The following is a 25391-nucleotide window of genomic DNA, read 5'->3' on the forward strand; positions in this document are numbered from 1 at the left end:
GAGTGGCTGCCTTTGCCATGTGTGCCCGGTTTTCCTGCGGGTTGACCGGGAGGGTTGAAAGATTCCGGTCACCCTGTGTCAGTGCCGGGCTTAAACACGGCCCGCAGAGGTTCACGCACTCCTTACTCCTCGGTAATGAACTACTTGTGCAGCGGGCGCACATGGACCACGATCTAGCACGCTCGGTCCATTGCTCCATCCACCCGGCGGCCGGTCGGGGGTGGTGCGTTGGAATCCCCACCGGGCGGGGTGGCGGTTCGCCGGCACCCGGAGGGCAGGGGGGTCTTCGGTCAACAGGTCGAAGCCTGCACTCAATGACGGGCGCGCCCCCCGGTGCGCTCGTGTGGTTGTCGCTCGGGGGTGTTCCCACCTCCCGAGGACGTAGTTCTTCTCCCCATCTCCGGCCCCGACCCCAGCGGGCGGGCCGGGAGGTGTACGTCCGAGAAGGAGGATCTCGACTCATGTCCCAGACCTTCGGCAAGACCCGCTGGAAGCGGTTCGCCGTCGTCATGGTCCCGACGCTGGCTGCCACCGCGGCCGTCGGCGTCAGCATCGCCCAGGGCGCGCTCGCCGCGTCCTTCGATGTCTCCGGTGCGTCCTTCAAGGTCAGTGCCGGCCAGCTCCAGGGCCAGGGCTTCAGCCAGTACGGCACCGTCGACACCGTCGTCTCCACCAAGGACGGTTCGAAGGCTCCGCTTCCGGTTGCGGTCTCCGGCTTCAACAGCGCGACCATCACCGACCTGTGCCAGTCCGTCGATGTACCGATCCCGGTGCTCGGCGACTACACGCTCAAGATCACCGCCGGTGGCGGTGGCACTCCGGTCCAGGCGTCGAAGCTCTTCATCGACATGACGGACCTGCAGGCCACCACTGCGACCTTCAACAACCTCGACATCGGTGTTGCAGGCGGTGCGGTCACCAAGGGTCCGATCGACTCGACCACGCAGCAGCAGCAGGGCTTCGCGGGCAGCTTCGCCCAGCAGGCCGACTCGGCGACGCTCACCAACGTGAAGCAGACGGCGTGGGCCACCTCGGCCGGCACCTTCTCGCTGAACGGCATGCACCTCAACCTCGCCAAGGGCAGCAACGCCTGCTTCTGACGGACCCGTACCTCGGACGTCATGAGGTTTCCGGTCGACCGGTGACGGTCGGCCGCGCGGCGGGGAGGGAGGTCCCCTCCTTCCCCGCCCCCGTCTCCACCAATCCCGTACATCCCCTGGGAGCTGCCACGTGACCAGCGCGACTACGCAGGCGCAGCCCGATCCGATCGGCGGATTCAACAAGTACCGCCTTTCCTTCCGTACCTGGCGCCGTACCCGCCCGTTCTGGGGTGGTCTGCTGGTCCTTCTCGCCGCGGGGCCGATCCTCTACTTCCCGTACGCCACGCTGAGCCTGGGCGCGCTGCGGATCCACATGGCCACCACCGCGGGCGCAGGCTCCGCGGTGATCGGTCTGTTGCTGGCCGCCCTTGGTATCTCCGTCTGGTTCCAGCCGCTGATCCGCATCTTCGCCGGCATCGCCGCGATCGTGCTGAGCCTGGTCGCCCTGCCCATCTCCAACATGGGCGGCTTCGGCATGGGGCTGATCCTCGGCATCGTCGGCGGTGCCCTGATCTGCTCCTGGGCTCCGCTCAAGGAGCCGAAGCCGGGTGGCGCACACGCGGCCGGTCAGCAGGTCGGCGGGATGCAGGAGGCCCCGACTGCCCAGGCATACACGGCCTCGCCCGCCGAGCCGCAGGGCGCGCCGGACGCGCAGGAGGAGAGCTAAGAGTGTCGACTGAGAACGAGCAGCCGCCCGACCGGACCTCCGGTCGGCACGCTGCTCCCCGCCTCACCGTGCGCGGTCGCATCAAGCGTCCCGTCGGCCGGGCGATCGCGCTGACAGCCATGCCGACGGCCCTGCTGATGGGCACGCTGGCGCCGAAGCTGGCGTTCGCCGCGGACAACAACGCCCAGCCGAAGGCCGCGCCCACGGTCCAGGACGCGGTGCCCGGGCCGACCGGCGCCGACTGCACCAAGGGCGCGCCGGGCACCGGGACGGGTGCCACCGCCACGCCGTCCGCGACGCCGAGCCCGACCAAGACCACGCACAGCCCGTCAGCGGCCAAGTCCAAGGCCGCCCCGAAGCCCACGGCGACCTCCGGGACGCCGTCCGCCCACACGGCCGGTGGCGGCACTTCCGTGCCCTCGCAGGGGAGTTCCACCCCGGCGACGCCGTCGGCCTCGGCCACGCCCTCGCCGAGTCCTTCGCAGAGCTCGTCGGGCGGCCTCGGCGGCCTGCTCGGCGGCCTGGGCGGGCTTCTCGGCCTCGACAGCACCACGTCGAGCAGCCACGGGACCACGTCGTCCGCGACCCCGTCGGCCTCGGCCTCGCCCTCGGCCAGTGCGTCGTCGGCGGTGCACGCGGCGACGGCCGCCGTACCGCACGCGGTCGCCTCGGCGACCTCGCCGGTCAGCGCGCTGACCCACGCGGCCACGGCGGCGGTGACGCCGAAGGCCGCGCCCTCGACGCCGACACCGTCCGCGACGCCGAGCAGCTCCGCGTCGAGCAGTTCCGCGTCCGGCACCTCGACCGCGAACAAGCTCTGCGACATCAGCCACCTGGCTGCCCCGCTGGACACCTCGGTCACCTCGCAGCTGGCGGCCGGCACCATGCCGGTGGATCCGTGGACGCTGCACTCGTCCGACCTGAAGCTGATCAACACCGAGTTCCACGGTGTGGTCACCATCCAGCTGGCGGACGGCAGCACCGAGCGCGTGCTCAAGTTCACCGCCGACGCGGTCAACATCGGCGACCTGGACATGTCCGCCAACCAGCGCGGCCAGGAGGTCCACGTCAAGGGCGGACCGGGCACCACCTCGACGGAGCGCGGTGGCCTGGTGACCATGTACGTCAAGGAGCTCAAGGGCACCATCCTGGCGGCCGAGGGCATCCCGCTGGGCATCCTCAACATCAGCATCGACCTCACCCCGGACACCCTGCCGCAGTGGCTGTACAACCTGATCGGCTCCGTGCCGATCCCGCTGCAGCTGGAGCTGGGCAACATGACGGCGATTCAGGCGGGCCAGTTCGGCGGCAACCTGACCATCCCGGGCATGCACCTGTACTACACGCCGCTCGGCGGCAGTTGAGCCTTCCGAGGCTCTTGTCTCACCGGAACCCCCGTACCGTCGGCCGGCGGTAGCGGGGGTTTCCTGTCGTGCGGCGGGCTCGTTGGTCCTGGCATGAGCGACGCGATATGCCTTTCAGGCAGCAGAGCACCCCGGATCCTGGTCCCCGCCTACTTCCACCCCGCCGTCGAGCCGGACGCCTGGGCCGCATTGTGCCGGGCCGCGCCACGGCTGATGGCCGTCGTCCTCAACCCGGCCAGCGGTCCGGGGGACGTCCCCGACCCCGCCTACGCGGAGGCCCGCGCCGGGCTGCGGGAGACCCGGGTGCTCGGCTACGTCGACACCGACTACGGCCGCCGCCCGCACGGCGAGGTGGTCGCCGAGGTCGAGCGCCACCGCGCCTGGTACGACGTCGACGGCGTCTTCCTGGACCAGACCCTCCCGGGCCCGGACGGAGTGCCGTACTACGCCCGCCTGACCGTCGCCGCCCGCTCTCTCGGCGCGAGCTTCCTCGCCCTCAATCCCGGCACCCGCGTCCACTGGGCTTACCACGACCTGGCGGACCTGGTGGTCACCTTCGAGGGCTCCTGGGACACCTACCAGCGCCTCCCGGAGCTCAGCCGGGACTTCGACCCCGCCCGCGACTGCCATCTCGTCCACGCGGCCCCGCCGGGCGCCCCCGTCCACGGCTATGCCACCCCCGGCACCCTGCCGAACCCCTGGGCCGTGCCGGGGCCGTTGGACGCGCGGTAGCCGGGGCCCGGAGGGTCGGCAGACCGCACGGCCCCCCGTTCCGCGCCCGCGGGTGCGGGACGGGCCGAGGGGCCGTCAGGTCGTGGTCGTCCAGCTCCAGCCGGGGCGGGCGTCAGTCGCCGGTGCTCAGGTGGTGCACGCGGACCATGTTGGTGGTGCCGACGATGCCGGGCGGGGAGCCGGCCGTGATGATCACGGTGTCGCCCTTGCTGTACTTGCCCTGCGCCAGGATCGCGCCGTCGACCTGGTCGACCATGGCGTCGGTGTTCGGCGCCTGCGGCAGCACGTAGGTCTCCACGCCCCAGCTCAGGGTGAGCTGGTTGCGGGTGGAGGCGTCCGGGGTGAACGCCAGCACCGGGATCGGCGAGCGGTAGCGGGACAGGCGGCGGGCGGTGTCACCGGACTTGGTGAAGGCCACCAGCGCCTTGGCGTTGAGGAAGTCGCCCAGCTCGCACGCGGCGCGGGCGACCGAACCGCCCTGGGTGCGCGGCTTGCGGCCCGGGTTGAGCGGCTGCAGGCCCTGCGAGAGCAGCTCGCCCTCGGCGGCCTCGACGATCCTGGCCATGGTCTGCACGGTCTCGATCGGGTACTTGCCGACCGAGGACTCCGCGGAGAGCATGACCGCGTCCGCGCCGTCGAGGATCGCGTTGGCGACGTCGGACGCCTCGGCGCGGGTCGGGCGGGACGCGGTGATCATCGACTCCATCATCTGGGTGGCGACGATGACCGGCTTGGCGTTCCGGCGGCAGAGGGTGACCAGGCGCTTCTGCACCAGCGGCACCTTCTCCAGCGGGTACTCCACGGCCAGGTCGCCGCGGGCGACCATGACCGCGTCGAAGGCCATGACGATCTCTTCCATGGCGTCGACGGCCTGCGGCTTCTCGATCTTGGCGATGACCGGGACGCGACGTCCCACCTCGTCCATGACCGCGTGGACGTCCTCGATGTCCGCGGCGTTGCGCACGAAGGAGAGCGCGACCATGTCGACGCCCATCCGGAGTGAGAAACGCAGGTCGTCCTTGTCCTTCTCGGAGAGCGCGGGGACGTTGACCGCCGCGCCGGGCAGGTTGATGCCCTTGTTGTTCGAGAGCACCCCGCCCTCGACCACTCGGGTCACCACGCGGGGGCCGTCGACGCTGACGACCTCCAGGGCGACGACTCCGTCGTTGATGAGCACCGGGTCGCCCGGCTTCACGTCGCCCGGCAGGCCCTTGTAGGTCGTGCCGCAGATGTGCTGGTCACCGGGGACGTCCTCGGTGGTGATGGTGAACGTGTCGCCGTTCTCGACGGTCACCGGACCGTCGGCGAAGGTGGCGAGACGGATCTTGGGGCCCTGCAGGTCGGCAAGGACGCCCACGGCACGGCCGGAAGCCTCGGCGGCGGCGCGCACGTTGGCATAGCGGTGCTCGTGCTCGGCGTGGCTGCCGTGGCTCATATTCAGACGAGCGACGTTCATTCCGGCTTCGATCAGCGACTTCAGCTGTTCGAATCCGTCCGTCGCGGGACCCAGAGTACAAACGATCTTGGCTCGGCGCATATGGCTCATCTTATCGGCATACCTTTCGGGTGTATTCCCCCGCAATTCGGCGGCGTTACTCCGTAGTACGGGCGTTACTCCGCAGTACGGCGGACCACCGCGAAGGTCTGCTGCGCGATTTCCAGTTCTTCGTCGGTCGGCACCACCGCGACGGCGACCCGCGAGGAGTCCGCGGAGATCAGCCGGGGCGTGCTGCCGCGCACCGCGTTGCGCACCGCGTCGAGCGCGATGCCCATCGCGTCCATGCCCGCGAGAGACGCCTCGCGGACCGCGGCGGAGTTCTCGCCCACCCCGGCGGTGAACACGATGGCGTCCACCCGGCCCAGAACCGCGTAGTACGCGCCGATGTATTTACGCAGCCGGTGGATGTAGACGTCGAAGGCCAGCTGTGCCTCCGGATCTCCCTCTCCCATCCGGCGGCCGATCTCGCGCATGTCGTTGTCGCCGCAGAGACCGAGCAGACCGCTGCGGCGGTTGAGCAGGGAGTCGATCTCGTCCACGGACATTCCGCCGACCCGGTTCAGGTGCAGCAGGATCGCCGGATCCAGGTCGCCCGAGCGGGTGCCCATGACCAGGCCCTCCAGCGGGGTCAGGCCCATCGAGGTGTCCACGCAGCGTCCGCCCGCCACGGCGGAGGCGCTCGCGCCGTTGCCCAGGTGCAGCACGATCACGTTGACCGCCTCCGGCGTCTTGCCCAGCAGCTGGGCGGTGCGGCGGGAGACGTACTGGTGCGAGGTGCCGTGGAAGCCGTAGCGGCGCACCTGGTGGGCGTCGGCAGTGGCCTTGTCGATCGCGTAACGGGCCGCGTACTCCGGCATGGTGGCGTGGAAGGCGGTGTCGAAGACGGCCACCTGCGGCAGGTCGGGACGAAGTTTGCGGGCCACCTCGATGCCGGTGATGTTGGCCGGGTTGTGCAGCGGCGCCAGCGGGACCAGCTCGCGCAGGCCGTCGACGACCTCGTCGGTGATCAGCGTCGGCTCGGTGAACCTGGTGCCGCCGTGGACCGCGCGGTGGCCGATCGCGGCCAGGTGCGGCGAGTCCAGCCCCATCTGGTCGGCGGCGAGTTCGTCCGCGACGGCGGACAGCGCGGCGGTGTGGTCGGGGAACGGCTCGTACCGGTCCCGCTGCGGGCCGGTGGACGGTTCGTGTGTGATCCGGCCCTGGCCCTCGCCGATCCGCTCCACCAGGCCGGAGGCCAGCCGCGCTCCGTCGGCCATGTCGATGAGCTGGTACTTCACCGACGAGGAGCCGGAGTTGAGCACCAGCACCCGGGTCGCGTCGCTCACTTGCCGTTCTCCTCGGGCTGAGTGCTCTGCATGGCTGCCGCCTGCTGGGCCTGGATCGCCGTGATGGCCACCGTGTTGACGATGTCCTGGACCAGCGCGCCACGCGAGAGGTCGTTGACCGGCTTGCGCAGACCCTGGAGCACCGGGCCGACCGCGACCGCGCCCGCCGAGCGCTGGACGGCCTTGTAGGTGTTGTTGCCGGTGTTGAGGTCCGGGAAGATCAGCACGGTCGCCTGACCGGCCACCTCCGAGCCCGGGAGCTTGGTCGCCGCGACCGACGGCTCGACCGCCGCGTCGTACTGGATCGGTCCCTCGACCTTGAGCTCCGGGCGCAGCCCGCGGACCAGCTCGGTGGCCTTGCGGACCTTGTCCACGTCCACGCCCGAGCCGGAGGTGCCGGTGGAGTAGGAGAGCATCGCCACCCGCGGCGTGACGCCGAAGCGGGCGGCGGTCTCCGCGGACTGAAGGGCGATGTCGGCCAGCTGCTCCGCGTCCGGATCCGGGTTGACCGCGCAGTCGCCGTAGACCAGGACCTTGTCGGCCAGGCACATGAAGAAGACCGAGGAGACGATCTTCGCCTCCGGCGAGGTCTTGATCACCTCGAAGGCCGGGCGGATCGTCGCGGCGGTGGAGTGCACCGCGCCGCTGACCATCCCGTCGGCCAGGCCCTCCTTGACCATCAGCGTGCCGAAGTAGGAGACGTCACTGACCACGTCCAGGGCCAGTTCGACCGTCATGCCCTTGTGCCGGCGCAGCTCCGCGTAGACCTCGGCGAAGCGGTCGCGCAGCGGCGAGGTGGCCGGATCGATGATCCGCGCGCGGGCCCGGCCGGGGGCGGGTTCGGCGTCGAAGGTGATGTTCAGGCCCAGCTCGGCGACCTTGCGGCGGACCGTGTCCTCGCTGCCGAGCAGGGTCAGATGGCAGACGTTGCGGCGCAGCAGCACCTCGGCCGCGCGCAGCACCCGTTCCTCGGCGCCCTCGGGCAGCACGATGTCGCGCAGCGCGGCGCCGCGGGCGCGCTCCAGCAGCTCGTGCTCGAACATCATCGGGGTGACCCGTTCGGACCGGATCAGCTCGATACGGTCCGTCAATTCGGCGGCGTCGACGTGGAGTTCGAAGAGGCCCAGGGCGGTCTCCGCCTTGCGCGGACTGACGGCGGTGAGGCGGCCCTCCAAGGTGGAGAGGTTCATCGCGGTCGGGTAGCTGCCCTCCTTGACGGAGAGCACCGGCGTGCCGGGGGCCAGCCGGGCGGCCAGGTTCATCACGTTGGGGCCGGGGTTCTCGCCCAGCGTCATCAGCACGCCGGAGATCGGCGGCGCACCGGCGGCGTGCGCGGCGAGGGAGCCGATCAGCAGGTCGGCACGGTCCCCGGGGGTGATCACCAGGCAGCCGTCGGTCATCGCGTCCAGGAAGGTCGGCAGCATGGCGCCGCCGAAGACGAAGCCGCGCACGTCGCGGGCCAGGCCTGCCGCGTCGCCGAGCAGCACCTCGGCGCGGGTGGCCTCGGCCACCTGGGTGACCGTCGGCGCGGACAGCGCCGGGTCGTCGGGGATCACGTAGACCGGCACGTCGGGCCGTACCGCGAGGCGGCGCGCGACAGCCTGCTTGTCGCTTCCGGCGACCCGGTTGGCGATCATCGCCACGATGTTGCAGCCCAGGTCGGCATAGGAGCGGTGGGCGTTGCGGACCTCGTTGACGACGGTGTCGGCGCTCTCGCGGTGCCCGCCGACGACGGCCAGCACGCCTGCGCCGAACTCGTTGGCCAGGCGCGCGTTGAGTGCCAGCTCGTCGGGGATGCTGGTGGAGGCGTAGTCGGTGCCGAGGACCAGCACCGCCTCGCAGTCCCGCTCGACCGCCCGGAACCGGTCGACCAGCTGCCCGACGAGCTCCTCCTGGCCGCGTTCGGCGAGGATCGCGGCGGCCTCGTCGTAGCTCATCCCGTACATCGACGCGGGCGGCAGGTCGACCCGGTAGCGCCCGCGCAGCAGCTCCACCACGTGATCGGTGGACGAGTGCACCAGCGGCCGGAAGATGCCGACCCGGTCGACGTGCCGGGTGAGCAGCTCCATCACGCCCAGCTCCACGACCTGACGGCCGTCCCCTCTGCCGATCCCGGTCACGTAGACGCTGCGGGCCACCGACGCACTCCGATCGCGTTCTTCTCGTTCGTTCAACAGCAGTTCGCTCCAGCAGCTCGTTCGAGCAGTTCGTTCGAGCGGCTTCGACACTACCTTCGCACCGCGCACGGCGTCGTGCCCGCCTCAGCCGCCCAGCTGCGCGTACCAGTGTCGGAAGAGGGCGAGCGGGTCGCCGCTGTAGACCCAGGGCACCCGGGCGGGGCGGTCGCCGAGGAGGGCGAAGACCTCCTTGGCCTCCGGGGCCAGCCCGGCGAAGACCAGGCCGTGGGCCAGCAGGTTGAGGTCGGCGACGTCCTGGGCGTACTCGACGCCGGAGCGGTGTGCGATCCACTGGCGCATGGTGCTGCGCAGCGCTTGGACCGCGACCTCGTGGGTCCAGTGGTAGGTGAGGCCGACCGCCGCCGGTCCCTCGGTCTCCACGCGACGGTGGAAGTGCTCGGCGCGGGCGGCCTGGGTGAGTGCGGCGAGCGGGGAGCCGAGCGGGGCGAAGGCCGCGCTGTCGCGGGCGAAGTTGTACATCTCGCCGTGGCTGCCGTGCCAGCGGGCGGAGAGGTGGCGGAGCACCTGGTGGTGGCCCTCGCGGTTGAACCGGTCGCGGGCTTGGAGTTCGCGCCACCAGTGCCAGACATGCGGATGACCCTGGCCGTAGAGGCGGGCCAGGGTCATCAAGGAGACCCAGGGGACCGGATCCGCGGAGTGCTTCTCGGAGGCCTGGAGGCAGATCCGGGCCACCCGGTCCAGGTCGCGGCGGTCGCAGGCGTCCTCGGTCGGCGGCGGGGTGCCGTTCTGGTGGTGGGACTCGGCGACCGCGAAGAAGATCCGCTGCACCTCCGTCTCGGCACGTAGCACCAGGGCGTCGGGGTTGTCCGGCTCGGCCGCCTGCCAGGACTCGACGGTCCGGGTGGAAGCGGCGACGTCGGCGAGCAGCCGGACCCGGTGGGTGCGCCGGTCCCAGTCGCGGCCGGTGTCGCGGAGCAGGTCGCGGACGCCCTGCCAGCGGCCGACCGCCAGGTCGTGGCGGGCGGCGGCGAGTTCGCGGTCGCCGTGGGTCTGGTCGAACTGCGGTGCGGTGGTGCGGCGGCGCGATGCTCGGGCCATGGCGGGCAGCCCCTTCGGATACGGAAAGCCGACAACCGGCAGTCGTCGGACTGCCGGTTGCCGAGCCTGTTGAGTTGTGTGGACGGTTGGTGCGAACGATAGTGCGTGGTACCGGAGTTGCCGGATGTTACAGGTCGGTGGCCATCGAGCCGGTCGAGTCGGAGGAGGCGCTGGCCAGGGCCGAGCCGCCGAACTCGGCGTCGACCGCCTGGGCCACCGCGGCGTCCAGTCGGGCACCCGGGTTGGTGTAGAACTCGCTGCCCTTGGCCCAGTAGACGGCCAGCGGGACGATGCCGATCGCCAGTGCGCCGAGGCCGATCAGGATCTGGGTCAGCGGCAGGTTCATGCAGTTCTCGACGAAGAGGAAGCCCATGAAGACCGCGCCCGCGCCCGGCCAGAGGGCGACGAAGATCAGGTTGCGCAGGGACTTGAAGGCCACCTTGCGGTAGGCGACGACCACCGCGACACCGGCCAGCGCGTAGTAGACGCAGATCTGCAGACCGATCGCGGCCACCGCGTCGTTGAGGATCTTGGTGACCGACCCCAGCGCGCTGGAGGCCACGAAGAGGCCCAGCGAGATCACCACGACGACGGCCAGCCCGACGTACGGCGTCTGCCAGCGTGCGTGGGTGCGGCCGAAGACGGCGGGGAGGGTCTTGTCGCGCCCCATGGCGAAGAGCGAGCGGCTGACCTGGATCAGCGTCGTCTCCAGGGTGGCGACGGTGGAGAGCACCACGGCCAGCACCATGATCTTGCCGCCCGCGCCTGGCCAGACCGCCTCGCCCAGGGTGTTGAGGAACGGCGCGCCGCTCGCGATGTCCTTCTGACTCACCATCATGTTGACCGCGATGGTGACGATCTCGAAGAGCGCGAAGACCGCGGCGACACCGAGCAGGCCGCCCAGGCCGGAGTTCTTCTGCGAGTCGGTGGTCTCCTCGCTCAGGTTGGCGGTGACGTCCCAGCCCCAGAAGTAGAAGGCCGCCACCAGCGCCGCACCGGCGAAGCCCTTGAGGCCGCCGAAGTGGCCGAATCCCCACAGCCACGACCACTGGAAGGGGGCCGCGCTGCCGCCATGGATCAGCGCGGCGATGCCGAAGCCCGCGAGGATCAGCACCTCGATGCCGGTCATGATCCACTGCGCGTGCGCGGTGATCCGCGCGCCGAGCAGCACCAGCAGCGCCATCACCAGGAAGACGAAGGCGCCGACGCCCACGCAGGCCCAGGTGTTGTTGGAGAGCGAGGCGGAGAAGAGGGAGAGGGTGTACTGACCGGCCGGGAGTGAGCCCGCGACCATGAAGATCAGCGCCGAGACGACCAGCGACCAGCCCGCCGTGAAGCCGAGCGCCGGGTGCAGCGCGCGGCCGACCCAGGAGTAGCTGGCGCCCGCGTTGACGTCCAGCCGGCCCAGGTAGTTGAAGGCCCAGGCGATGCCCAGCATCGGTATCGCACACCAGAGCAGCGCGGCGGGGCTGAACAGCCCGGCCGCGGCGAGCAGGGCGACAGTGCTGGCGGCCAGCGAGTAGGCGGGGGCACTGCCCGCGATGGCCATGACGATGGTGTCGAAGGTACCGAGGACGTTGGCCTTCAGGCCGCCGGTCTCGGTCGGGGGGTACTCGCTCACGGTGGACCTTTCCTCCGCGACCGAAGGGAGCGTGGGGGCAGGGCCGGTCGCGGCGCAGGGGGAACAGTGGTGCGGGGGAGCAGCGCGGGGGACGTCGCAGCCGCACTCAAGCAGATGGGAGAGCAAGCTGGGCAACAGCCTTGTTTCGCTTGAGTTTCCGGAGGCGGGATCACCGCTCGGTCACCTCTGGTGCCAGCGCGTGCCACATGGTGCCGTTAGCCGACCGGGACTGGCAATGCTTTGGCGGAATTCGTTTATGTTGCTTCCAGGAATGCGGATTCCGTGGCAGGATCGCAAATGGGAAACGAAAACCGTCGTATGGAAGAGTGGAAGATGTCAGAACTCGCGGTTACCGAACGGACGCGGCATCGCCGTATGCGCGAGAACGGCAGCGTTCGCAGGGCCGATCTGGACGCTGTGCTGGCTGCCGGGTTCGTCTGCCATCTCGGGGTGGTCGTGGGCGGTGCGCCGATGGTGGTGCCCACGGTCTACGGCGCCACCGCCGACACGCTCTACTTCCACGGCTCCGTCGCCAGCCGCAGCCTGCAGCAGGCTGCGGAAGCCGGGGCGGCCGGGGCGGCCGAGATGTGTGTGACCGTCACACATGTGGACGGCCTGGTCCTGGCCCGCTCGGTCTTCGAACACAGCGTCAACTACCGCTGTGCGATGGTCTACGGCGTCCCGCGCGTGCTCGCGGACGAAGAGAAGCTGGAGGGCCTGCGCGTGCTCTCCGAGCAGTGCGCGCCGGGGCAGTGGGACTACGCCCGCCGCCCCAACCGCAAGGAGCTGGCCGCCACCACGCTGCTCGCCCTGGACCTGGCCGAGGCCTCGGTCAAGATCTCCGTCGGCCCGCCCGACGACGGCGACGGCCCCGATGCCGAGCTGGGCCTGTGGGCGGGCAACGTCCCGATCCGCACGGTCTTCGACGCCCCCGTCGCCACGCCGGACCTGGCGGACGGCATCACGCTGCCCGACCACATCGCGGCGCTGCGGAGCGTGTGAGGTTCGGACCCCCCCACGGGTTCAGATCCCCCACTCCGCGCGGAGCCCGGCCAGCGCCTGGTGGAAGCCGGGGAAGGTCTTCTTGACGCAGCCCGGGTCGTCGAGGGTGATGCCCTCGGCGCGGAGGCCGGTAATGCTGAAGGACATGGCGATCCGGTGGTCGCCGTGGCAGGCGATCCGGGCCGGGCCCTGCGGCTGTGCCGGGTGGATCTCGATCCAGTCCCGGCCGGTGCTGACCGGGACGCCCAGGGCCGCGAGGTTCTGCTCGCAGGCGGCCAGGCGGTCGCACTCCTTGATCCGCGTGTTGTAGACGTCCTCGATCCGCACCGGGCCGTCCGCGAAGGGCGCGATGCCGGCGAGGGTCGGGACCGTGTCGGAGATGTCGCGCATGTTGACGGTGATGCCGCGCAGCGTGCCGGTGCCGGTGACGGTCGTCGCGTCCGCAGTGATCGACACGTCCGCGCCCATCTCGCCCAGCACCTCGGCGAAGCGCAGGTCGCCCTGGAGCGAACCGGTGCCGAGGCCGGGGACGGTGACCGAGTTGCCGGTCAGTGCCGCCGCCGCGAAGACGTAGCTGGCGGTGGAGGCGTCGGGCTCGATCAGGTAGTCCGTCGCGGTGTAGCGGACCGGCGGGACCACGAAGGTGTCGCCCTCGCGCCGGGCCGGATTGCCGAAGCGGTTCATCATCGCCAGCGTGATCTCGACATAGGGCACCGAGACCAGGTCGGTGACCGTGATGTCGAGGCCCTCGGCGGTGAGCGGGCCGGTCAGCAGCAGCGCGGTGAGGAACTGCGAGGAGAGGCCCGCGTCCAGGGTGATCGCACCGCCCTTGATGCCGGACGCCTCGATCCGCAGCGGGTGGTGGCCCTCCTGCTCCTCGTGGCGAAGGTCGACGCCGAGCTCGCGCAGGGCCTGCGTCAGCGGGCCGAGCGGACGGCGGCGCATCTGCGCGGAGGCGTCGAAGCGGAACGAGCCGTGCCCGGCCGCCGCCAGCGCGGGCAGGAACCGGGCGGTGGTCGCGCCGTCCCGGCAGAACACGTCCGCCGCGTCGACCTCCGGACCGGCCGGGCGGCCCTCGATCGTCCAGACGCCAGGCTGCCGGTCCACCGCATAGCCGAGGGCGATCAGGCCCTCGGCGAAGCCCTCGGAGTCGTCCGACAGCAGCGGCTGCCGCAGCGTGGTTGTGCCTTCGGCAGCCGCCGCCAGGTAGAGGGCGCGGGCGGTGACGGACTTGGAACCGGGGATCTGGACAACGGTCATGCCCGTGAGGATACGGACATGCCCCCGGCTACGCCGGACTCAACCAGATGGTGGCCAGCGGCGGCAGGGTCAGCTCCGCGCTGGTGTCCCGGCCGTTCCACTGGACCAGCTCGGCCTTGATCGGATCGGGGTTGCCGATGCCGCCGCCGCCGTAGACCGGCGTGTCCGTGTTGAGGACCTCCAGCCAGCGCGCGTCCCGGACATCCGCCCGGACCGTCGGCAGCCCGACCCGGTAGCCGTGGCGGACGACGGGCGAGAAGTTGCTGACGCAGACCAGCGGGCGGCCCAGGGTGTCGAAGCGGACGAAGGAGAAGACGTTGTCGTCGGCCGCCCCGCCGTCCAGCCAGGCGAAGCCGGCCGGGTCGGCGTCCTGCTGCCACAGCGCCGGGGTGTCCTGGTAGATCCGGTTCAGGTCGCGGACCAGGTCGCGGACGCCCGCGTGCTCGGCGTGGGCCGGCCACTGCTCGTCCAGCACCCACCACTGCGGGCCCTCGTGGTGGTCCCACTCCGCGCCCTGGGCGAACTCCTGCCCCATGTAGAGGAGTTGCTTGCCCGGGTGGGCCCACATGTAGCCGAGGTAGGCGCGGTGGTTGGCGCGCTGCTGCCACCAGTCGCCGGGCATCTTGGAAACCAGGGCCTGCTTGCCGTGGACCACCTCGTCGTGGGAGATGGGCAGCACGTAGTTCTCGCTGTACGCGTACACCATCGAGAAGGTCATCTCGTTGTGGTGGAACTTGCGGTGCACCGGCTCCTTGCTCATGTAGACGAGGGAGTCGTGCATCCAGCCCATGTTCCACTTCAGGCCGAAGCCGAGTCCGCCGTGGTCGGTGGGCGCGGTGACGCCGGGCCAGGCGGTGGACTCCTCGGCGACGGTGACGACGCCGGGGCAGCGGCGGTAGAGGGTGGCGTTCATCTCCTGCAGGAACGTGACGGCGTCCCAGTTCTCCCGGCCGCCATGCTCGTTCGGGGTCCACTCGCCGTGCTCGCGGGAGTAGTCGAGGTAGAGCATGGAGGCGACGGCGTCCACCCGCAGGCCGTCGACGTGGAACTCCTCGCCCCAGTAGACCGCGTTGGCGACCAGGAAGTTGCGCACCTCGGTGCGGCCGTAGTCGAACTCCAGGGTGCCCCAGTCCGGGTGCTCGGCCCGGCGCGGGTCGGCCGGCTCGTAGAGCGGCGCGCCGTCGAACTGGGCCAGGGCCCACTCGTCCTTGGGGAAGTGCGCGGGCACCCAGTCGACGATCACGCCGATCCCGGCCCGGTGCAGGGCGTCGACCAGGAAGCGGAAGTCGTCCGGCGAGCCCAGGCCTGAGGTCGGCGCGTAGAAGCCGGTGACCTGGTAGCCCCAGGAGCCGTCGAAGGGGTGCTGCATCACCGGCATCAGCTCGACATGGGTGAAGCCCAGGTCGCGGACGTAGGCGGGCAGCACCTCGGCCAGCTGACGGTAGGACAGGCCGGGTCGCCAGGAGGGCAGGTGCACCTCGTAGACGCTGAACGGCCCCTGGTGGTGCGGCAGCCGCCCGCGCGAGGCCATCCACTCCGCGTCCTGCCAGGAGTAGCGGGACTCGGTGACCACGGACGCGGTCGCGGGCGGGCACTCGGCGGCGCGGGCCAGCGGGTCGGCCTTCTGCAGGCGGCGGCCGTCACGGGTGGCGATCTCGTACTTGTAGCTGGTCCCCTCGCCGACGCCGGGGACGAACAGCTCCCAGACGCCGCTGATGCCGAGCGAGCGCATCGGGTGCGCGGCGCCGTTCCAGCCGTTGAAGTCGCCCACCAGCCGCACCCCGGACGCGTTCGGCGCCCAGACCGCGAAGGACGTGCCGGTGACGCCCTCGATCACCCGGACGTGGCTGCCGAGCGCCTTCCACAGCTGCTCGTGGCGGCCCTCGCCGATCAGGTGCAGGTCCGTCTCGCCCATCGTCGGCAGGAAGCGGTAGCCGTCCTCCTGCTCGAACTCCTGGCCCGCGTAGGTGACCTTGAGCAGGTAGCCCTCGGTGACGGCGGTGCGCGGCAGCAGGCCGGTGAAGAAGCCGTCCTGCTGGTGCGTCAGCTCGTAGCGGGCGACGCCGGTGTCCACCACCACCCGTTCGGCCAGCGGGCGCAGCACGCGGACGGCCGTTCCGGTGGCCGAGTCGTGCGACCCCAGCAGGCCGTGCGGGTCGTGGTGCCAGCCGCCGACCAGCCGCTCCACCTCGCCGGGCGCGAGCGGCGCCTCGGGGACCCGGACGGCGCCGTCGGCTGCGGCCGGGTCGGCTGTGACGCGGGCCGGGGTGTCGGGGGCAGGGGTGATGGGAGCGGGGGTGACGGGTGCCGGGGCGGCCGGCTCCGGGGCGGTTGCCGGCGTGTCCCTGGTGACCGCGTCGGCGGCGTCCGTGACGGCACCGCCGCTCGCGGCGCGGCCGGTCCTGGCGCTGCCGTGCGTGGCCCCGCCGGTCGCGGCCTTGAGGATGGCCGGTACGGCGGCGAGAAAGGTGTCGGGTACGTCGAACGCGGTCACGATCTATGCCTCCCGTGGGATTGTGGGCGTCGTGGGGTCGGTGGTGCCGTCGGTTCCGGTGAGGACAGCGGCGGCCAGGCGGGCGCAGGCCGTCAGCGGGATGGAGACCCAGTCGGGGCGGTGCCGGGCCTCGTAGACCACCTCGTAGACCGCCTTGTCGGTCTCGAAGGCGCGCAGCAGCACGGGGTCCAGCGTCGGGTCGGGCGCGCCTGTCGCGGCGTAGCCGGCGCAGAACGCCTCCCGGTTGCGGGCCGCCCAGGTCGCCGCGACGGACGGTTCGGCCATGACGGCGTGTGCGGCGGCGTAGTCGAAGGAGCGCAGCATCGCCGCCACGTCGCGGACGGCGGGCTGCGGCTTGCGGCGCTCCTCCAGGGTCTTGGCCGGTTCGCCCTCGAAGTCGAGCAGGACCCAGCCGCGGGTGCTGCGCAGCGCCTGCCCGAGGTGCAGGTCGCCGTGGACGCGCTGGACCCGGAGCCGGAGGCCGTCCCTGGCGGAGGCGGTCAGGTCGTGGAAGATCTGCCGCAGCGCGGACCGGTGCGGGGCCAGCTGCGGGACGGCGAGGACGGCGGCGTCCAGGCGGAGCGCCATCGCCTCCGCCATGGCCTCGATCTCGGCGCGGCGCAGCACCGCGACCGGCAGGCTCCGGGCCAGGGCGAGGTGCACGTCGGCGGTGGCCCGGCCGAGCAGAAACGACTCTGCGGCGAAATGGCCCACCCGGGACGGGTCCGCGTCCAGCATCGCGATCTGACGGAGCGCCAGCTCCCAGCCGTCCTCCGCGGCCCGCATGTAGTGCTGGAGCAGGCCCAGGGTGGCGGGCGCCTCCTCCGGGGCGTCCGGCAGCTCGGCCTCGAACCACGCCAGCGGGGTCGGGATCCGGCTGCTCCCGGCCCGGCCCAGAGCCAGGGAGAGCTCCAGGTCCGGGTTGAGGCCCGGGCTGACCCGGCGGAAGAGTTTGAGGATCGCCGCGTCGGTCGGGCCGCCCGCGTCGTAGATGATCGAGGTGTTGCTCTGCTCCGCCGTGCCCACGCGCCCCGCGGCGGGTGCGGGCGGACGGTCCCCGAGGGTGGAGAACCGCAGCGGCCCGAGCCGTTGCGGTGAGGAGAGCAGCGCCAGCAGACGACGTGTCAGTGCCGGGTCGTAGGCTGCGTCGTAGGTGACCAGCCCGTCGTAGGGGCCGCTGGTGATCCGGCCGATCACGGCCGTGTCGCTGCCGATCCCCGGCAGCCCGTCGGGGTGGGCGCCGAGCAGCAGTTGGTAGACGTCGTTGAGGGGCGCCCCGCCGCTCGCGTTGTGCTGGTCGACGCGGAGCAGCAGATGCAGCAGGACGCCGGTGCCGCGGGCCAGCCCCGTCGGTCCCGGCAGCAGGGTGGTCGCCACCGGGGTGATCGCGGTGATCGGGTGGCCTTTGCCCGCGAACCAGCGCTGACGCGGCAGCCAGTCGCGCAGCAACGGCACGGTCGCCGCCACGAGCGGGCCGAAGCCGACGGCCGAGGCTGCTGGGACAGGGGAGGTGACGGCACGCGGTCGGGAGGTGTCGGACATTTCTCCCTTTCCCCGGAGAGGCCGGCGCAACCGGTGGCCAAGGGTGGTTGGTCGCCGGTTGAACCATTTTTCCGGAATGTGAGGGCGTGGGCATCGTTGGCACGCCCGTAGGGGGACGTCGTTGGGCAGGACGGGGGACGCGCGAGCCCGGCGCGGCGCTAGCGGAGGCCGGGCAGCGGTGCTGGTCGACCGTTGGCGAGGAGGGTGGTGCCGGTCAGCCCGACGGTGGCAGCGGCAGCCGCGCCGGGGCCGGTGGCCTGGGGGTCGCCCGGGCGCAGACGGAACCAGTAGAAGCCGTGCCCGCCGAGGGTCAGCAGGTACGGCAGCTCGCCGATCGCCGGGAACCGCACCCCGCCGATCAGCTCGACCGGGTGCATGCCCTCGAACTCGCGCAGGTCCAGCTCGGTCGGCTGGGCGAAGCGCGAGAAGTTGTTGACGCACATGACCAGGTCGTCGCCGTAGGAGCGCAGGTAGGCGAGGACCGCCGGGTTGCTGGACGGCAGCTCGGCGTACGAGCCCAGACCGAAGGCCGGGTTGAGCTTGCGGATCTCGATCATCCGGCGGGTCCAGTGCAGCAGCGAGCTGGGGTTGCTCATCTGCGCCTCGACGTTGGTGACCTGGTAGCCGTAGACCGGGTCCATGATGGCCGGCAGGTTGAGCCGGCCCGGGTCGGCGGCGGAGAAGCCGGCGTTGCGGTCCGGCGTCCACTGCATCGGTGTGCGGACGCCGTCGCGGTCGCCGAGCCAGATGTTGTCGCCCATGCCGATCTCGTCGCCGTAGTAGAGCACCGGGGAGCCGGGCAGGGAGAGCAGCAGTGCGGTGAAGAGCTCGATCTGGTTGCGGTCGTTGTCCAGCAGCGGGGCCAGCCGCCGCCGGATGCCGACGTTGGCGCGCATCCGCGGTTCCTTGGCGTACTCCGCGTACATGTAGTCGCGTTCCTCGTCGGTGACCATCTCCAGGGTCAGCTCGTCGTGGTTGCGCAGGAAGATGCCCCACTGGCAGCCGGTGGGGATGGCCGGGGTCTTGGCGAGGATCTCGGAGACCGGGTAGCGGGACTCGCGGCGCACCGCCATGAAGATCCGCGGCATGACCGGGAAGTGGAACGCCATGTGGCACTCGTCGCCGCCGCGCGAGAAGTCGCCGAAGTAGTCGACGACGTCCTCGGGCCACTGGTTGGCCTCGGCCAGCAGCACCGTGTCCGGGTACTCGCGGTCGATCTCCTCCCGGACCCGCTTCAGGAACGCGTGGCTGGCGGGCAGGTTCTCGCAGTTGGTGCCGTCCTCGGCGTAGAGGTAGGGCACCGCGTCCAGGCGGAAGCCGTCGATGCCGAGGTCCAGCCAGAAGCGCAGCGCCGCCAGCATCTCCTCCTGCACCTTGGGGTTCTCGTAGTTGAGGTCCGGCTGGTGGGAGAAGAAGCGGTGCCAGAAGTACTTCTTGCGGACCGGGTCGAAGGTCCAGTTGGACGTCTCGGTGTCGACGAAGATGACCCGGGCGTCCTGGTAGAGCTTGTCGTTGTCCGCCCACATGTAGTAGTCCCCGTACGGGCCCTCGGGGTCCGTGCGGGAGGCCTGGAACCACGGGTGCTGGTCGCTGGTGTGGTTCATGACGACGTCGATGATCACCCGCATGCCGCGCTGGTGGGCGGCGTCGACGAACTCGACGAAGTCGGCCAGGTCACCGAACTCGGGCAGCACCGCCGTGTAGTCGGCCACGTCGTAGCCGCCGTCACGCAGCGGCGAGGCGAAGAACGGCGGCAGCCAGAGGCAGTCCACACCCAGCCACTGGAGGTAGTCGAGCTTGGAGGTCAGTCCCTTGAGGTCGCCGACGCCGTCTCCGTTGCTGTCCTGGAAGCTGCGCACCAGGACCTCGTAGAAGACGGCGCGCTTGAACCACTCCGGGTCGCGGTCGCGCTGCGGGGTGTCGGCGAAGGTGTCGGGGACGGGTTCGTTGACGATCACTGGGTGGCCCTCCGGACCGTGAGGATGTGTGCCGGCCGGGTGTGGGGGTCCAGCCGGACGTAGTTGTGGCGTCCCCATCGGTAGGTCTCGCCGGAGAGCTCGTCGTGGACCTCGATCGCGGGCTCCCCGACCGCCTGCCGGTCGGCAGTCGGCTGACCGGCTGTCAGGGAGGCGGCGGGCACGCCGCCTCCCTCCGTCGTGTGAGTGTGCGACGGACGGCCCGCTCCGGAGTGCTCGGCCGCGGCGTCCCCCGCCGTGGCGTCGAGCGCGTCCGGGTCCAGGGTGAGGGTGCCCTCGTGGGCCCGGTGCGGGTCGAGGTTGACCACGACGAGAACCTCGTCGGCCGACTCGCCCTCCCCGCCCCGCTTGGAGAAGGCGAGGAGGTGGTCGTTGTCGATGGGGTGGAAACGCAGGTCGCGCAGTTCCTGCAGGGCAGGGTGCTCGCGCCGGAACCGGTTCAGGGTGGCCAGCAGCGGTGCGAGGGTGTCCGTCCGGGACCAGTCGCGGGGTCGGAGCTGGTACTTCTCCGAGTCCAGGTACTCCTCGGAGCCGGGGTGCGCGGGGGCGTTCTCGTACAGCTCGTAGCCGGAGTAGACGCCCCAGCTCGGGGAGAGGGTGGCGGCCAGGACCGCGCGGATCGCGAACCCGGGGCGGCCACCGTGCTGCAGGTAGGCGTGCAGGATGTCGGGCGTGTTGGTGAACAGGTTCGGCCGCATGTACGCGGCGGCCTCGCCCGACAGCTCGGTCAGGTACTCCGTCAGTTCCTGCTTGGTGTTGCGCCAGGTGAAGTAGGTGTAGGACTGGTGGAAGCCGACCTTGGCCAGGGTGTGCATCATCGCGGGACGGGTGAACGCCTCGGCCAGGAACAGCACGTCCGGGTCGGTGCGGGCGATCTCGCCGAGCACCTTCTCCCAGAAGACGACGGGCTTGGTGTGCGGGTTGTCGACGCGGAAGATCCGGACGCCGTGGGACATCCAGTGCCGCAGCAACCGGACCGTCTCGGCCACGATGCCGTCGAAGTCCCGGTCGAAGTTGACGGGGTAGATGTCCTGGTACTTCTTGGGCGGGTTCTCGGCGTAGGCGATGGTGCCGTCGGCCCGCTCGTTGAACCACTCCGGGTGCTTCTCCACCCAGGGGTGGTCAGGGGAGCACTGGAGCGCGAAGTCGAGGGCGACCTCCAGGCCGAGCTCACCCGCGCGTGCGACGAAGGCGTCGAAGTCCTCCAGCGTGCCCAGGTCGGGGTGGACCGCGTCGTGCCCGCCCTCCTGGGAGCCGATCGCCCAGGGCGAGCCGACGTCGGCCGGGCCCGCGTCCAGGGTGTTGTTGGGTCCCTTGCGGAAGGCACGGCCGATCGGGTGAACCGGGGGCAGGTAGACCACGTCGAAGCCCATCTCCGCGACGGCCGGAAGGCGCTCCGCCGCCGTGCGCAGCGTGCCTGAAACCGGCGCGCTGCGGCGTTCCGGGTCGACCCGTGCGCCCTCCGAGCGCGGGAAGAACTCGTACCACGACCCGTACAGCGCCCGGCGCCGGTCCACCTGGAGCGGCAGCGGCCGGGACGCGGTGACCAGCTCCCGCAGCGGGTGCCGGGCCAGCGCCGCCGCCAGCTCCGGCGTCAGCGCCGCCTCCAGACGCTCCGTCGGCGGCAGCTCCGAGCTGCGCAGCGTCTCGGCCGAGGCCAGCACATGGGCCTTGCCGTCCTTCTTCGGCACCCCGGCGGCGGCGCGGTCCAGCAGCAGCGCGCCCTCCTCCAGCATCAGGCCGACGTCGACGCCCGCCGCGATCTTGATCCGGGCCACGTGCTCCCAGGTCGCCACCGGGTCCGCCCATGCCTCGACCGTGTAGGTCCAGCGGCCCGGCGTGTGCGCCGTGATCCGGGCGCCCCACCGGTCCGTGCCGGGCGCCAGCTCGCGCATCGGGGTCCACGGGCCGCTGCGGCCACGCGGGTCACGCAGGACGACGTTCGCGCCGATCAGGTCGTGGCCCTCGCGGAACAGTGTTGCGCTGACTTCGAACGCCTCGCCCACCACGGACTTGGCCGGCCGTCGGCCGCAGTCCACCGAAGGGTTCACATCCAGTACGGGAATCCGGCCGATCATCAGAGTGGGGTCGTCCTTCCGGGTGGTTTGGCGAGGCGGGCGGGTCATCGAGGCTCCAAGCTGCGATCTCGAGGGAGTGCGAAAGCGCGCCGGCGAGCTGGTGAGCAAGCGAGCAAACGGGCCGTCAAGCAGAAGAACCGAAAAGCGATCAAATCCATGAAAGCAGGCAAAGCTCGTGCAAATGGTGTATCGCCGCACGGAGTTCGATGACGCTGGGTGAAGGGTGACGCAGTGTGATGATCTGCGAAGACGCCTGGCGGAGGGCCAAAAGGAGGACCCCTGAGAGCCTTCCCCGGTCGCCCCGCCGAGCAACCCGCCGTCGGTCGAACGCCGTCGTGTTGACAACGATCGCGCGGGACTGCTGGACACGCAGACGCGGGCGTTCCGCATCCGGCGTCAGCAGCTCGGTGCGTCCTTTCCGACCTGCTTCGATCCTCGCACCGCCGGGCCTCGCTACGCGCCAGTAGGCGCTCATTTCGGCCACAGATCAAGGCAGTTGGTCGCGCGCGGGCGGACGGCCGTGTGTCGCGGGTGTGAATTACTACGACCGCGCGCCCCCTCACTCCGGCGTGCGCCCGCGTGTGCTGTACCCCCGGAAGAGTGAAGCTTGACGCCTCCGATCGCACCAATGCGCCGAACGGCGGGCAGTGCCGCGCTGCGCCGCTAACGTCGGGTCAGTGGGCGCGGCTATGGTCGCTGGGGTGAAGGCAATCCGACGTTTCACGGTCCGCACTGTCCTCCCCGAACCCCTCCAGGCCCTGGGTGAATTGGCGCTCAATCTGCGCTGGTCCTGGCACCCCGAGACGCGCGAGCTGTTCCGCTCCGTCGATCCCGAGGTCTGGGAGTCGACCGGATGCGACCCGGTGCGGCTGCTCGGCGTGGTCTCCGGCCAGCGCCTGGCCGCACTCGCCGCCGACCGCCGCTTCCTGCGCCGCCTGCACGACGCCCACGAGGACCTGCGCGACTACCTGACCGGTCCGCGCTGGTACCAGCAGCAGTCCGACCGCGAGCTGCCTCGGGCCATCGCCTACTTCTCGCCCGAGTTCGGGATCACCGCCACGCTGCCGCAGTACTCCGGCGGCCTCGGCATCCTGGCGGGCGACCACCTCAAGGCCGCCAGCGACCTGGGCGTGCCGATCGTCGGAGTCGGGCTGCTCTACCGGCACGGCTACTTCCGCCAGTCGCTGTCCCGCGAGGGCTGGCAGCAGGAGCGGTACCCGCTGCTCGACCCGAACGAGCTGGCCGTCAGCCTGCTGCGCGAGGAGGACGGCAGCCCCTGCACCGTCGCCCTCGGCCTGCCCGGCGGGCGCTCGCTGCACGCGCAGATCTGGAGGGCCCAGGTCGGCCGGGTGCCGCTGCTGATGCTCGACTCCGACATCGAGGAGAACGACCCCCGCGCCCGCGACGTGACCGACCGCCTCTACGGCGGCGGCAGCGAGCACCGGCTGCTCCAGGAGATGCTGCTGGGCATCGGCGGCGTCCGCGCGGTGCGCACCTTCTGCCGCCTGACCGGCCATGCCGACCCCGAGGTCTTCCACACCAACGAGGGACATGCCGGGTTCCTCGGCGTCGAACGCATCCGCGAGCTCACTCGTCCGGCGGAAGACGGCGGCATGGGTCTCGACTTCGACGCCGCGCTGGAGGCAGTACGCGCGGGCACACTCTTCACCACCCACACGCCGGTCCCGGCGGGCATCGACCGGTTCGACCGGTCCGTGGTCCACCGTCACTTCGCCACCGACGGTCCGGTCGGCTCCGGCGAGCCGCTCGGCGGCGTCCCCGTCGACCGGGTGCTCGCGCTGGGCGCGGAGACCTGGCCCGGCGGTGATCCGGCGCTGTTCAACATGGCCGCGATGGGTCTGCGCCTGGCGCAGCGCGCCAACGGCGTCAGCCTGCTGCACGGTCAGGTGAGCCGTTCCATGTTCAACGGCCTCTGGCCCGGTTTCGACGCGGCCGAGGTCCCGATCACCTCGATCACCAACGGCGTCCACGCGGCCACCTGGATCGACCCCGAGGTGGTCCGGCTGGCCGCGAGGGAGCTGGGCGCCGAGCGGATCGAGGACGCCATGGTCCTCGGCGAGGCCCGCCGCTGGGACGGCCTGGACGCCATCGCGGACGGTGAGATCTGGGAGATGCGGCGGCGGCTCCGGGCCCAGCTGGTCGACGAGGCGCGTGCGCGGGTGCGTGCGTCCTGGCGTCAGCGCGGCGCTGCCGTGGCCGAGTTGGGCTGGACGGGTGACGCGCTCGACCCGGACGTGCTGACCATCGGCTTCGCCCGGCGGGTGCCCTCCTACAAGCGGCTCACCCTGATGCTGCGCGATGCCGAACGGCTGCGCGGCCTGCTGCTGCACCCGACCCGTCCGATCCAGATCGTGGTGGCGGGCAAGGCGCACCCTGCGGACGACGGCGGCAAGGCGCTGATCCAGAAGCTGGTCGCCTTCGCCGACGACCCCGCCGTCCGGCACCGGATCATCTTCCTGCCGGACTACGACATGGACATGGCCGCGAAGCTCTACCCCGGCTGCGACGTCTGGCTGAACAACCCGCTGCGTCCGCTGGAGGCCTGCGGCACCTCGGGCATGAAGGCCGCGCTCAACGGGGCGCTCAACCTGTCGGTGCTCGACGGGTGGTGGGACGAGTGGTTCGACGCCAGCAACGGCTGGGCCATCCCGACCGCCGACGGCGAGCCCGACGAGGACCGCCGCGACGAGATCGAGGCGGCGGCGCTGTACGACCTGATCGAGCATCAGGTCGCCCCGCGCTTCTACGACCGCGACGCGCACGGGCTGCCGCGCCGGTGGATCCAGATGGTCCGCCACACGCTCAGCACGCTCGGCCCGAAGGTCCTGGCCGGCCGGATGGTCCGGGAGTACGTCGAACGGCTGTACCTCCCGGCGGCGGAGGCGAACCGCGCGCTTGCCGTGGAGGGGGTCGTGGCCCCCGGCTCGGTCGAGACGGCGTATTCCGGGGCCCGGGAGCTGGCGGAGTGGAAGTCCCGGATCCGCTCGCGCTGGCCCCAGGTACGGGTCGAGCACGTCGAGGCGGCGGGCGGCGCGGACGCGCCGGAGCTCGGCAGCACGCTCACCCTGCGGGTGCAGGTCCGTCTGGACGGTCTGGACCCGTCCGACGTCGACGTCCAGGTGGTGTCCGGGCGCGTCGACGACGCGGACGTGATCTCGGAGGTCGCGACGGTTTCGCTGAAGCCCGCCGACCGCGCGGACGTCGACGGCCGCTGGCGCTACGAGGGCCCTCTTGAGCTGAGCCGAACCGGCCCGTTCGGGTACACGGTCCGGATCCTGCCCAGCCACCGGCTGTTGGCGAACGAGGTCGAGCTGGGACTCGTGGCTGTCCCGGCCGAGATGTCCGGCCTGGCTGACGGAGTACTCCGGTAGGTGCGAATGTCGGGGGCGCGGGGCGGAGCCCCGTGCCCCCGGTCAGTGCACTACGGCTTGGCGGTGGGCTCGGTCACCTGGTTGTAGATCTCCTTGCCGGCTGC

At 71.1% G+C, this 25391-nt stretch carries 16 protein-coding genes; 6 read left to right on the plus strand and 10 right to left on the minus strand.

Annotated features, from left to right (window positions below; genetic code table 11):
- Positions 1-461 precede the first annotated feature (461 nt).
- From ABH940_RS27415 to ABH940_RS27430, 4 genes are all read left to right on the plus strand, one after another.
- Positions 462-1100, plus strand: a complete 639-nt coding sequence (locus ABH940_RS27415; protein WP_370060845.1) for a DUF6230 family protein — start codon at positions 462-464, stop codon at positions 1098-1100.
- A gap of 130 nt (positions 1101-1230) precedes the next feature.
- Positions 1231-1767 carry a DUF6114 domain-containing protein gene (locus ABH940_RS27420; protein ID WP_370060844.1) on the plus strand — a complete coding sequence of 179 codons (537 nt, stop codon included), beginning with the start codon at positions 1231-1233 and terminating at the stop codon, positions 1765-1767.
- Positions 1768-1769: 2 nt separating this feature from the next.
- Positions 1770-3131 carry a hypothetical protein gene (locus tag ABH940_RS27425; protein ID WP_370106442.1) on the plus strand — a complete coding sequence of 454 codons (1362 nt, stop codon included), beginning with the start codon at positions 1770-1772 and terminating at the stop codon, positions 3129-3131.
- A 93-nt stretch (positions 3132-3224) separates the two neighbouring features.
- Complete coding sequence (locus tag ABH940_RS27430) at positions 3225-3863, plus strand: spherulation-specific family 4 protein (protein WP_370060842.1); 639 nt, start codon at positions 3225-3227, stop codon at positions 3861-3863.
- Positions 3864-3975: 112 nt separating this feature from the next.
- On the opposite strand, the gene pyk is transcribed toward ABH940_RS27430, so the two are convergent.
- The 5 genes from pyk to ABH940_RS27455 form a co-directional block, all read right to left on the minus strand.
- Positions 3976-5400 carry a pyruvate kinase gene (pyk, locus tag ABH940_RS27435; protein ID WP_370060841.1) on the minus strand — a complete coding sequence of 475 codons (1425 nt, stop codon included), beginning with the start codon at positions 5398-5400 and terminating at the stop codon, positions 3976-3978.
- 74 nt (positions 5401-5474) lie between these two features.
- Entirely contained in the window at positions 5475-6686 is a 1212-nt protein-coding gene (locus ABH940_RS27440) for an acetate kinase (RefSeq protein ID WP_370060840.1), read from the minus strand.
- Complete coding sequence (gene pta, locus ABH940_RS27445) at positions 6683-8824, minus strand: phosphate acetyltransferase (RefSeq protein ID WP_370106443.1); 2142 nt, start codon at positions 8822-8824, stop codon at positions 6683-6685. The genes ABH940_RS27440 and pta overlap by 4 nt, the downstream gene beginning before the upstream one ends.
- A 123-nt stretch (positions 8825-8947) precedes the next feature.
- Positions 8948-9922: a hypothetical protein gene (locus ABH940_RS27450; RefSeq protein ID WP_370060838.1), complete on the minus strand. Its 975-nt coding sequence runs from the start codon at positions 9920-9922 to the stop codon at positions 8948-8950.
- 127 nt (positions 9923-10049) lie between these two features.
- Positions 10050-11543: an APC family permease gene (locus tag ABH940_RS27455; RefSeq protein ID WP_370060837.1), complete on the minus strand. Its 1494-nt coding sequence runs from the start codon at positions 11541-11543 to the stop codon at positions 10050-10052.
- A 333-nt stretch (positions 11544-11876) separates the two neighbouring features.
- Between ABH940_RS27455 and ABH940_RS27460 the strand changes: the two genes are divergently transcribed.
- On the plus strand, positions 11877-12545 hold the full coding sequence (locus tag ABH940_RS27460; RefSeq protein WP_370106444.1) for a pyridoxamine 5'-phosphate oxidase family protein: 669 nt from the start codon (positions 11877-11879) through the stop codon (positions 12543-12545).
- 21 nt (positions 12546-12566) lie between these two features.
- Here ABH940_RS27460 and aroA read toward each other — a convergent pair whose 3' ends face one another.
- From aroA to ABH940_RS27485, 5 genes are all read right to left on the minus strand, one after another.
- Positions 12567-13805 carry a 3-phosphoshikimate 1-carboxyvinyltransferase gene (gene aroA / locus ABH940_RS27465; protein WP_370060835.1) on the minus strand — a complete coding sequence of 413 codons (1239 nt, stop codon included), beginning with the start codon at positions 13803-13805 and terminating at the stop codon, positions 12567-12569.
- Positions 13806-13833: 28 nt separating this feature from the next.
- The gene (gene glgB, locus ABH940_RS27470) at positions 13834-16299 is read right to left on the minus strand and encodes a 1,4-alpha-glucan branching enzyme (RefSeq protein WP_370060834.1); all 2466 of its coding nucleotides are present in this window, start codon (positions 16297-16299) and stop codon (positions 13834-13836) included.
- 3 nt (positions 16300-16302) lie between these two features.
- Complete coding sequence (locus tag ABH940_RS27475; RefSeq protein WP_370060833.1) at positions 16303-17841, minus strand: maltokinase; 1539 nt, start codon at positions 17839-17841, stop codon at positions 16303-16305.
- Between the two features lie 158 nt (positions 17842-17999).
- Positions 18000-19799: a maltose alpha-D-glucosyltransferase gene (gene treS, locus ABH940_RS27480; protein ID WP_370060832.1), complete on the minus strand. Its 1800-nt coding sequence runs from the start codon at positions 19797-19799 to the stop codon at positions 18000-18002.
- On the minus strand, positions 19796-21895 hold the full coding sequence (locus ABH940_RS27485; protein ID WP_370106445.1) for a maltotransferase domain-containing protein: 2100 nt from the start codon (positions 21893-21895) through the stop codon (positions 19796-19798). The genes treS and ABH940_RS27485 overlap by 4 nt, the downstream gene beginning before the upstream one ends.
- A gap of 701 nt (positions 21896-22596) precedes the next feature.
- On the opposite strand from ABH940_RS27485, the gene glgP reads away from it, so the two are divergent.
- Positions 22597-25287, plus strand: coding sequence for an alpha-glucan family phosphorylase (gene glgP, locus ABH940_RS27490; RefSeq protein ID WP_370060831.1), 2691 nt, complete (start codon positions 22597-22599; stop codon positions 25285-25287).
- Positions 25288-25391: the final 104 nt, after the last annotated feature.

It is taken from the genome of Streptacidiphilus sp. BW17 (assembly GCF_041262485.1).
Classification (GTDB): Bacteria; Actinomycetota; Actinomycetes; order Streptomycetales; family Streptomycetaceae; genus Streptacidiphilus.